Genomic DNA, 11,349 nt, shown 5'->3' on the forward strand with positions numbered 1-11,349 from the left:
CCAGATGTATTTTTTGTAATTCTTACAAGCCGCTGCTCCTGTCCTGAGCAGCAAAGTGAACTCTGGCAAAAAAAACTGCAATGGGACAACGCCCGAAAAGTGATGCCAACTGCCTGTTATCTAACCTAAAGCTTTTTACGTGATTTCAGGGGCGCATTAATGCGCCCCCGGCGGCGTTTATTTATCCCTTAAGGGCAAAATAGGGCATCGCAACCTGCTCGCCGTTAATCACTACCGACACAAACCCTTTTGGCTGACGCGTATCCACCTGCTCCGGTTTCAGCTCGCGTGACGCCATCAGCAGATCGCCCTGCTCATTGCCGCCGATGCCCGCTTTACCGTTATGCAGACTAAAGCGCTGCGGCGCCTGCTGGCTGCCGTTGCCTGGCGTACCTTTAACCATCGTGGCGTCAACGCGCGCGCAGCGTCCGGTCATAAAGCGATCTTTGGCGGTGCTTTTTATCAGCACCACGGTGGCCGGCGTCCAGCCTGCCAGCCTGACCCAGACTTTGGTATCGGTGTCAGAGCGTGCCACCAGCCGCACCTCCAGCACCGGGGAGCTGCCTTCGGCTGACCAGCTCGCCTCCGCTTTCTGCGTTTTGCGCTGCAGCTGGATCACCGCCCGTCCGCCGGTCTGCTTGCCGCCGGTCACCTCCATCATCGGCGCATTATCGGTGCCGGGGCTGAACTGTGACTGGCCAAACAGCTCAATCTCCCAGCTATCGCCCACGTCCGGCGAGTAGAAGTTGCCCAGCTCAAACCACGTCGCCTGGTTGGTGTTATTACTCAGGCGGAAGCGCGAGGTGATGTAGTTATATTTAAGGCTGCCGTCGATGGCGACGCCATAAGACTCCACGCGGGTAGAGCCCATCTCCCAGATGCTCAGCCAGCGCTCACCCTGCAGCGAGTTGTCGATCCAGCTGCCTGACTGCAGATTCGTCTGGCGCATATTGAGACGTGAGTTGCGCGCATTAAGCGGGTTTTTGCAATCTTCCAGGCTCAGCGCGTCGATGATCCACTGTCCGTTAGAGATATCGCCAGGATGCTCGCTGTGCTCAATCCAGCCGTTATGAATAATCGACTGACTGCAGCGCGGCAGGTTCAGCACCATCCCGCCGGTACAGCGCTGGGCGTTGAAGTTAGAGAGCTCTATCGCCGTGCTGTGATCCCAGGCGCCCGCTTTCTGACCTGACCAGCCCGCTTTGATAACATCACCGGTACAGGTATCGGCATACCACTGGTCAATTTTGCAGTCGAGCGTATCGAGCAGGCTGATTGAGGTGCCTCCCACGCGGTTGAAGCGCAGGCAGGCGCCGCGAAAGAACTGGCCGCCCGGACAGGTATTGCTGAACAGTCCCTGCCGGTTGGGCCGCTTGTCATTCTGGCCGTTGAAGTTGAGGTTGGAGATCTCAGTCCAGCGCGCTTTGACTTTAAACACAAAGTCGGAGCGTCCATCAGAGACCAGCGTGGTCGCCGGAAAATAGCCGAAGTTAACCATCGCGCCGGAGATGCGGAAAAAGCGTTGCTCCTCCTCGCCGAAGTCACAGCCGGTGACAAAGAACTTACCGGCCGGAAACTGCACGCAGATTGGCTGACTGTTATCGAGCGACCACTGATACATCGCTTTGATGGCCGGCGCCGCATCCGTTTTGCCGTCGGCGATAGCGCCGAATTCAAACAGCGTCAGGCGGTTAAAATCTTCCACCACACGCCGCCAGTAAAAACCGCTGCCGCTGAAGATGACGCCATCATCATCGCGCGCGTCGCCGTACGTCCCGACAAATTCACCGCCACCCACTTCCAGCCCTTCATGCCAGCTCTTGAGCTTGATCTTGGCGCCGGCAAACAGCGGGCGGGTTTTACGCAGCTCCTCAACGGAGGGGATCTCGCCAATCAGCTGATAGCCGTTTGGCTGGGCCAGACGCTGGCTGAAATTATTCTGGCCGGGGCGTGAGACATCGGTGATGGAGAAGAGCGTGTTTCCTTCGCTGTCTTCCACCGCCATGGAGTGCGCCGGACTGGCAATCAGCGCAGCGTTATCATGAATAAACTGCGCAAAATTGCCTTTGTTCAGCGCGATTGGCTGAGTGATTTGCGCGACTTTACCGCTGGCGTCGCGCAGGTACACCGGTATCTGATTGCCTTTCTGGCTGGCGTCGCTGCCCGCTTTACCGATCCACAGCCTGCCTTCAAAGTTCTGCCAGAACTGCGGCGGCATGGTGTAGACATTTTCCGGCGTAAGGATGGGCACATCGCCCTGCGGCACGCTGGCCGGATCGACCGGCTTCAGCGCGGGCTGGCCGCTTTTCGCCGCATAGCTGGAAAACGCGCTTACGGAAAGCGCGGTGACAATGGAGGAGGCGGCTGCCTGCAACACTTCTCTTCTTTTCATGCTGATAATCCCGTGGTCAAAGTCAGTGTGTCCCGGCAGGCATAAAAAGGCGTGACGCTTATACCAGCGCCAGCCAGCTCTGTTTGATCTGATTACCGTCAAACTTGAGTGCGGTCTCTTTTGTCTTATCGCTCATGGCAAAGAACAGGGCGTCATCGCTGGCAAGCTGCTCCATCCGCGCCAGAAAAGCGGCTTTATCGTTCATCAGCACCAGGAAACCATCTGCGCCGTGGTTGATGATCTCCTGCGGGCCGGTCGGGCAGTCATAGGCCACCACCGGCAGGGACCAGGATTTCGCCTCCAGCAGCACCAGCGGCAGCCCTTCATAGCGGGACGTCATCAGCGCCATATCGCTGTCGCGGTAGTAGTCATTGATGTTGCTGACCTTACCGACAAAGTTCACGCTGTTGGTAATGCCGAGTGCGGCCGCCTGCTCATGCAGCTGCTGGCGCAGCTCGCCATCGCCGGCAATCGCCAGCGTCCACTCCGGATGCTTTTTGCTGAAATCTGCCCAGATATCCAGCAGCAGATCGAACCCTTTCTGGTGATCAAGCCGCCCGACCGCCAGCGCCTGGCGACTGCGCTGACGCCGTTCAAAGCCTTTGTACACCACCGGATTGGGGATCTGCTGGCTGCGGATATGCCAGCGGCTGAAGACCTGCTGATCTTTATCCGTCAGGACAATCACGCGATCGTAGTAGCGCAGCAGCAGCCACTTCATGAGTTTGATCGGCTTACTGAAGGAGTTGATAGCGATATGCTCGCAGGCGTAGGCCTTAAAGGTTTTTTTGTTCAGCATCATCAGGTTCCAGAACGCAAACATAACGCTCAGACGGCCCATACTGATGAGGAAAACGCTGTCGAAACCTTCCTGATGGATACGTGCTACGGCACTTTTGATCGGGTTGCTGTGGCCTTCAAAACTGACGATCTCTTTTACATGCGTAAAGGGGTAAAAGGTTTCGCCATGGCCCTCAAGGGAGTAAACAGTGACGGCGTGCTCTTCACCCAGGCACTCTGACATGAAGTTACAGATGTTCTCGGTGCCCGCATAGGAGTAGGCATCTTTGATCACCAAAACGACTTTTTTCATTTAACGCTTTCCACCTCAAAAATAGTGAACGTAAAACCCCTACTGGCTGCATGACTGCACGCAAACATGCGGATTTCAGCGATGCTTCAGGGCGAAAAGGACGCCATTCACCATATACCAGGTGTAATAGTAATAGACTTTTAATGGGTTGTTTTTGTAGATAATTCTTAATAATTCCAGATGCCATTTCGCCGCCTTGTTTTTGTTGCGCGACAGCGAATCTCCCAGCTCGTAATAGTTCACCAGCGTTTTGCGGATCACCCGCGCCTGTTTGTAGCGGGAGAAGAGCTCATACAGGAAAAGAAAGTCTTCATGCCCTTTACGCTGGAAGAAGATCCCCTGGGGCGGACGACGGAAGCAGACGGATGAAAAGCAGACGCGATACTGCTTCTTCACGAAATTATCCTGCTGCAGATATGGCTTGCCCCAGGTGATATCGTGTTCGGCGCTCTGCGTTTTATAGTGATAGTGGGTGATAACGAAGTCATCGCCGGCGGCAATGGCGGCAACCTGCTCAGCCAGCTTCTCAGCGTGCCACTCATCATCGCTGTCGAGAAACGCGATGATCTCTTCGCTGGCAGCACGCAGTCCGACGTTGCGCGTTTCTGCAGCGCCCTGATTAACCTCATTGCTGAGGATAGTAATGCGCGGATCCTGGCAGTGCTCACGCACCAGGGCCAGAGAGTCATCCGTGGAGGTGTCGTTAACCAGATAGAGATGCCAGTCGCTGTAGGTCTGTTTAACAATCGACTCGACCGCGCGCAATACCGTTTTACGTGCGTTATACATCGGCATCACAATACCGATGGTGCCAACATGATTTGTCATTTTTATTGCCCGGAGTGTCAGGAACCAAAAAAATTGCTCCCGCGCAGGGAGCAAGTGAATGTGTGTCAGGAGACCGCTTTTCTGCCGCCAAACCGCGATTTCACCTTATCCTTCAGGCGATTCATAAAGTAGGCGCGGTTGTCGCGGTTGGTCAGAAAAAAGTAGCGGGCAAAACTCAGGCTCGCCTGCAGCGATTTACCGTCCATCTTGTAGCGCAGCGGCAGTTTAAATGCCTTATAGGTATGGACGTCTCGCGTGGTCAGATGAGGCTTCATGCTATCCAGCCAGAAGTAGGAGTATTTCACCGACTCCCCTTTATGCTTGGAGCCAAATTTGGTCACCAGGTGATAGGTCGCCAGCGGTCTGGCAATCATCACAAACTCATAGCCCATGCGATCGGCGCGGATACAGAAATCGTAATCCTGATGGCGGATGTAGCGCGTATCGAACTGGATTTTCAGCGCATCCTCGCGCTTCAGCACGATGGTACTGGTCTGGATAAAGCCGTAGCAGCCAAACAGATATTCAGCGACGGTCTCATTTTTGCCCGGCGCCTGCATCGGCATCACTTTCAGAAAGTGGCCATCCTGGTGGATATTGACCTGGCTGAAAATGACGTAGCGTGACCGCCCCTGCGCTTCCAGACGCGCAATGGTGTCGCGTACCTCTGCAAGTTTATTCGGGTGCCACTCATCATCCGCATCGAGGAAGCTGATAAAGTCGCCTTCAGCCAGTTCAATACCTTTGTTACGGGCGCCGGCGCCGTTGAGTTTGACCTCAGAGAGCTCCAGCTTAATTGTCAGCTCCTGATAGCGCTCACCCTGCACCACCTGCGCCAGCTCGGCCGCATCAGCTGATTTGTCATCCACAATGATGACTTCAAAATTACGATAGCTTTGCGCTTTAACGCAGTCGAGCGTGGTGATAATCGATTTCGACGCGTTATACGCCGGAATAACGATTGAGAAGCGAATGTCCTGCATTGCCAGCACCTCTTAAACAGCTGTTCCAGATCCAACGGTAGCGCGAGCAGGCCATGGAAAGAAATCGGTTTTATTCCGAAAAATCAAACCGTTATTACTCTTTCTTCTGAGGATGCCGCGTACCATTACGGAAATACCAAAGATTGTGCTGTGTGTCTGTTTTGCGGTGCAAAACGCACCAAAAAGAGGGTGAGGCTGAAAAGCCCCTGCCCTGCGGTAAGCCGCTATTCTTCACCATAAAAACGGGGCGGATAAACCGCCCCGTGAAGGTGTTATTTAGCTTTTGGCTTCTTTGCCGTACTCGTAGTTGTAGTAGTCGTAGCCATAACCGTAGGCGTTTGACGCTTTACGTACCACGGCGTTGAGGATCACACCCTTGATCTCGATGCCGTTCTGCGCAAAGCGCTTGTAGCTGACATCCAGTTCTTTGGTGGTGTTAGTCTCAAAGCGCGCAACCATCAGCGACGTTCCAGCCAGCTTACCAATGATGGATGCATCGGTAACCGCCAGAATTGGTGGGGTATCGATCAGCACCAGATCATAGTTCTTGCTCGCCCACTCCAGCAGCTCACCCATACGACGATGCATCAGCAGTTCAGACGGGTTAGGTGGCACCTGACCGCGTGGCAGGAAATCAAAGCCGTAGACGCCGCGCTGAATCATCGCCGGAGAGAACTCAGTCTTGCCGGAAAGGACGTTAGAGAGGCCCTGCTTGTTATCCGCACCCAGCAGCTCATGGGTATAGCCGCGACGCATATCACCATCGATAAACAGTACGCGCTGACCCGCTTTGGCAACCAGGGTTGCCAGGTTGGCACAGACAAAGGTTTTACCAATGCCCGGGCTGGCGCCGGTGATCATCAGGATGTTGTTCTTCGCTTCCATCATCGCAAAGTGCAGGCTGGTACGCAGGCTGCGAATCGCTTCGATGGAGAGGTCAGTCGGGTTACCCAGCGCCAGCAGCGTATTGTGCGGATCGCTCTTCTCTTTGTGACCACGACGCGCCAGGGCTTCGGTATCTTTCTTGCGCTGCCACTCAGAGAGCGGGACGCTGGCGTAGACGTTCATGCCCAGCTCTTCCAGCTGCTCAGGATTGTCGATACCGTGATGGAACAGCGCTTTCAGCAGCACCAGACCAACCGAGAGCACCAGACCGAGAATCAGACCAGCCAGTACAATCAGCGTTTTCTTCGGTGCAACCGGGCTACCGGCCGTTTCAGCGTTATCGATGATACGCACATCACCTACGGTGCTCGCCTTGCTGATCCCCAGCTCCTGCTGACGGTTCAGCAGCTGCATGTAGATCTCCTGACCGGACTGTACGTCACGCGTCAGTCGCAGGATCTCCTGCTGCGTCTGCGGCATCGAGGAGATGCGCTTGTTCAGCTGAGCCTGCTCCGCTTCCAGCGTTTTGCGTTTATCCAGCAGCGCGCGGTAGGTCGGGTGATCTTTGGTGAACAGCTGCGATACTTCCGCTTCACGGAAGGTCAGCTCGTTCAGCTGGCTCTGCACGCTGACAGAGGTATCCAGAGCGGATTTGGCTTCCAGCGACATATCCACTGACGCGTTCTGACGACGGAAGGTGTTCAGCTTATCTTCCGCATCATCCAGCTTGGCGCGCACCTGAGGCAGCTGATTGCGCAGGAACTGCAGGCTCTTTTCCGCCTGTTCAGATTTACGCTCAACGTTCTGCAGCAGGTAGTTGTTGACGATCTGGTTCAGGACACGACTCGCCTGCTCCGGATCTTCATCACGATACTCAAGGCCCAGTACGCCGGTGCTTTTGCCTTTATCGGCTACGGTCAGCGCGCCCAGAACGGTTTTAATCGCCTGCAGGTCGGTCAGTTTCGTGACGCTGAAGGTTGTGCCTTCATCCGCCTGAATACCGCTGACCAGCATAGTGACTTCGCCATGCTGCTCCAGCTGACCCACGCGGCCCTTGAACAGCTCGTCGCCGTCGCTGCTTACGGTATAGGTATCTGCACCGGTTACTTCCAGCTCAACGGTACGCTTATCGATGCTGCGCGGGATTTCCAGGCGTGAGATAGCGATCTGACCCGGCTTGTTACCCATCAGGCGCGACAGGCCTTTACCGATAACCGGGAAGTAGTGCTGCTGCACCACGCTGTCCAGGCCCAGGTCCTGAACGGTTTTACCGATAACCATACGGGATTCAAGGATCTGAATCTCGGTATCGGATGCCGGCATGGCTGGCAGAACGTCGGTCAGGTCGTTCAGCACCGAAGCGGTGTTCTTCTGCTCAACCTGAACCATGGCGTCTGCGCTATAGATTGGCGTCGCAAACAGTGTGTAGAGCGTTGCCACCAGCATAAAGAAGGCGGTAACGGCAACAATGATCCAGCGGTGATCAACCAGCTGTCCCACAAGATGCGCCAGATCCCATCCATTCGAATCTTCTTTTGGCGCGGTCATGACCTTGTTTTTAATATTCATGGATAATCCCAACTATCGGCTTAATACGTTGACCCATTTCTGGGTTGCGTTGTCCAGTAACCCGTACACAGCGTCGAAGGCCTCACGGCTCTTTCGGTACGGGTCCGCAATTTCCTGTTGATTAAGCCAGTGCCCCAGCAGCATCGTTTTTCCGCGCGCGGCGGGATCGATGCGGTTGACCTGCTCAATGTGGCGCTTCTCCATCACCAGAATCAGGTCGAAGTCACGGCACATCTCTGCCGTTAACTGCTGCGCCTGATGTCCGTCGAGCGAGAGGCCATGTTCAGCGGCAACCTCACTGGCCATCTTATCGGCCGGGTACCCTTCCAGGGCACCCAGGCCCGCCGAGGCCACGCGCGTTTGCGGCAGTGCACGCTTCAGCAGCCGCTCGGCGGTTGGCGAACGGCAGATGTTACCCACACAGACCACTAACACTGACTTAATCATGGTAAAACCTTAGTTCGACCAGTTGCGGAAGCGCAGCGCTGACGAGCTTGCATCGTCGATACCTACGATGGTCGGCAGCAGTCCGGAGATAACGCGGTTCCAGCGGGTAATCGGTGTCGCGGTGACGTAGACGATGTCATACGGTTCCAGCTGGAACTCCGTACCCATCACCATTGACGCCGCATCCTTGGTATTCAACTGATAGATGTTGGCGATTTTGGTGCGGTTCGCGCCGCGAATCGGACGGATAACGAACACGCCGGTTGCATCAGAGGTGGTCTGATCCATACCCTGCGCGTTGCCCAGTGCTTCTGCCAGCGTCATGCCGCTGCGATCCATCTTCAGCGTAGCCTGCTGACGCACTTCACCCATCACAAAGACTTTCAGGTCGTCATTACGCGGAACGTAAAGAATGTCGCCCGGATAGAGCAGATGGTTCTGGCTGAGGTCGCCATTTTGCATCAGCGCCTGCAGCGAAATACGCTGCTCGCGGCCGTTGTGCGTCAGCACGACGTTGCGCCAGTCAGCATCAGCGGCCAGGCCGCCCGCGGCGTTGACCGCATCCAGAACGGTAAGCGGCACGTTGGTAATCGGCTGCTGACCAGATGTGGTCACCGACCCGGTGATATACGCTTTCTGCGAGCGGAAAGCCGCCAGGTTGACATCTACCTGCGGGCTTTCAATGTACTGCGCCAGACGACGCGCAATCTCCGCACGCACTTCCGTTACGGTGCGACCCGCAACGCGTACCTTGCCGATGTACGGATAGAAAATCGTGCCGTCAGCCTGTACCCAGTTGCCGGTGTCGCTGGCGCTGCGATACTGGCCGGCCGGGGTCGTCAGCTCCGGGTGATCCCAGACGGTGACATTCAGCACGTCGCCCACGCCGATGCGGTATTCGTAGCTCTGAATCTCGTTCTGCAGCTGTGGGTTAGCCTGTGCAACCAGTGGCTTAGGACGCATCTGTTCAACCAGACGAGGAGTCATCGGGAAGACGTTTACGTATTTATCGATGTCAAAGTTGCTATCCTGTTGCTCAATGACATCTTTTCCGCTGGTCGTAAGGTGCGAACCTGGTTCAATGGTGCACCCGGAGAGAAAAGTTGCGGATACCAGTAAAGGTATCAATTTAGTTTTCATTATCATCTGGTTATTCGCTATCAGTTAATGATTGATAGAGGCGAAAACGCCGCTGTGTAAGCGTCTTACAAAAATTTAATTTAACGGGTTAAACACTGAAACTGTGGGTCATTATCATTGCTCCCTTGGTTTTTATGTTGTCACCGTGCCCCCGGACGACATCAATTAAAGCGGAATAGTGCAGCTCAACAACCTCTCCGCTTTAATCAGGCTCGATAATGGCAGTGTTCAGATAACAAGACTCCCAGCACCGGCAGTTATTCAGCGAGAGAGATACCCTCCCCCGCCTTCGCTGTCTATCAATATGCGCCGTCGCGCTTAAGCACTACGCCGACTGTCTTAAACAGAATCGCGATGTCATTCCACAGCGACCAGTTTTTGACATACCACGAGTCGAAATAGACGCGTGTTTCGTAGTCAACGTCGTTACGACCGCTGACCTGCCACAATCCCGTCATGCCTGGCTTCGCCATCAGGTAGTAATCTACATCCCCGGCATAACGGCAGAGTTCATCTTCAATCACCGGACGCGGCCCGACAAGGCTCATGTCACCACGCACCACGTTCCACAGCTGCGGCAGCTCATCCAGACTGGTTTTACGGATGAAATGGCCGACTTTGGTAATACGCGGGTCGTTTTTCAGTTTGAAATCTTTATCCCACTCCGCTCGCGCAACCGGATCGGTGCGCAGCACCTCCTCCAGCACTTCTTTGGAGTTAATCACCATTGAGCGGAACTTCAGGCATTTAAACTTACGTCCGTTCATACCGACGCGTTCGTGACCGTAAATCGGCGGTCCGCCATCGCGGCCAACCATAAAGCCGAGGACCAGCAGCGCCGGCGACAGCGCCACGATAATACCGAGCGCACCAACGATATCGAACGCGCGCTTGAGGAAGCGCGAGGTACGCTTCGCCAGGTTATTGTTTACACGCAGAATCATCACTTCGTGGCTGAAGATATAGGCCATATCCGTACCATAGAGCGGTACACCACGCAGCGTCGGAATAACGGAGACTGAACGGCAATTGTGCATAGCCAGGTTTTTCAGCCACAGATCGCGATGCTGACTCTGCTCAGACTCAACCGCAACGATAAACTGCGTTTCGCTGTTGGTTAACTGCCAGAGCTCAGCTTCGTTATGCAGCACAGGTACGCCGGAAATGCTGGCCTGCGGACAGCTGCCGTCGACATCAAAGAAGGCGATAACGTCAAAGCCCATCACCTCTTCACTCTGCAGCGCCTGCCAGGCTTCCTGTGCGTTACGGCTGCTGCCAATGATGATGGTCTGCTTTTTCCACATACCAAAATGGTTCAGTACCCGTTTGGAAACGGCACGCGCCACCGGGATCAGGATCAGCGCCAGAATCCAGGTGAGTACCCAGACAAAACGCGACATCTGCCACTGCGATAATGCAGAAATAGACAAATCGATAACCGAGAAAATAAACACGGTACGAAATATCTCTTTCAGCTCAAACCAGAAAGGTTTGCGGTAAGTGTAATGGCGCAGACGAACCCAGAACCAGCCCGTACAGATAATTGACAGACAGATGTGAGTAGCAATTTTTAAATTGAGATCTTTTTCAGAGATATCAGCCAGTGGCGAGTCAGATAATGAATTAATCAGGGCGAGTGCAATAAACAACGCCGCGTTAAAACAAATTAAATCTGAGCACGCCAGTAAAAATTTGGTCAGAAGACTTTTATATGTAAATTCGTTATCGCGCATATTTAACTCTTTTATTTTATTTCCCTAATCCCTAACGCTACAGGCCTGTGTAATAAATGAGCGATACTCAGTCGGAGCCTGTTGAGCAAACTGCGGCGAACTCCCCGGTATTTAGGTCAATTCTCTATTGCTTTTCGCCAGAAAATTGTGATAAATACCAACGGATTAGTCTGAGTTCCATTGCCGCTACACCAGACAGTTCATTTCCTGTTTAAGCCGGTTCAGGCACGCTACCGCCCCTGGCTGTCGCTGCCAATACCGCCTGCTCATCCTGTTTTG

8 protein-coding genes are annotated in these 11,349 nt (G+C 54.4%); all 8 read right to left on the reverse strand.

What is annotated here, in order from left to right:
• Positions 1-181: 181 nt before the first annotated feature.
• Complete coding sequence (locus LAC65_RS09955) at positions 182-2,392, reverse strand: phage tailspike protein (RefSeq protein ID WP_039385376.1); 2,211 nt, start codon at positions 2,390-2,392, stop codon at positions 182-184.
• A 58-nt stretch (positions 2,393-2,450) separates the two neighbouring features.
• Positions 2,451-3,485, reverse strand: coding sequence for a glycosyltransferase (locus LAC65_RS09960; protein ID WP_039385377.1), 1,035 nt, complete (start codon positions 3,483-3,485; stop codon positions 2,451-2,453).
• A gap of 75 nt (positions 3,486-3,560) precedes the next feature.
• Complete coding sequence (locus tag LAC65_RS09965; RefSeq protein WP_039385379.1) at positions 3,561-4,313, reverse strand: glycosyltransferase family 2 protein; 753 nt, start codon at positions 4,311-4,313, stop codon at positions 3,561-3,563.
• A 65-nt stretch (positions 4,314-4,378) separates the two neighbouring features.
• The gene (locus LAC65_RS09970) at positions 4,379-5,296 is read right to left on the reverse strand and encodes a glycosyltransferase family 2 protein (protein WP_039385381.1); all 918 of its coding nucleotides are present in this window, start codon (positions 5,294-5,296) and stop codon (positions 4,379-4,381) included.
• A gap of 276 nt (positions 5,297-5,572) precedes the next feature.
• Positions 5,573-7,750: a tyrosine-protein kinase Wzc gene (gene wzc, locus LAC65_RS09975; protein ID WP_039385383.1), complete on the reverse strand. Its 2,178-nt coding sequence runs from the start codon at positions 7,748-7,750 to the stop codon at positions 5,573-5,575.
• 12 nt (positions 7,751-7,762) lie between these two features.
• Positions 7,763-8,197, reverse strand: a complete 435-nt coding sequence (locus LAC65_RS09980) for an arsenate reductase/protein-tyrosine-phosphatase family protein (RefSeq protein ID WP_039385385.1) — start codon at positions 8,195-8,197, stop codon at positions 7,763-7,765.
• Between the two features lie 9 nt (positions 8,198-8,206).
• Positions 8,207-9,337 (reverse strand): polysaccharide export protein, encoded by a 1,131-nt coding sequence (locus LAC65_RS09985; protein WP_175540437.1) that lies wholly within the window; start codon positions 9,335-9,337, stop codon positions 8,207-8,209.
• Between the two features lie 299 nt (positions 9,338-9,636).
• The gene (gene wbaP / locus LAC65_RS09990; RefSeq protein ID WP_039385388.1) at positions 9,637-11,070 is read right to left on the reverse strand and encodes an undecaprenyl-phosphate galactose phosphotransferase WbaP; all 1,434 of its coding nucleotides are present in this window, start codon (positions 11,068-11,070) and stop codon (positions 9,637-9,639) included.
• Positions 11,071-11,349 lie beyond the last annotated feature (279 nt).

The organism is Pantoea eucrina, from assembly GCF_020079945.1.
Taxonomy (GTDB): domain Bacteria; phylum Pseudomonadota; class Gammaproteobacteria; order Enterobacterales; family Enterobacteriaceae; genus Pantoea; species Pantoea eucrina.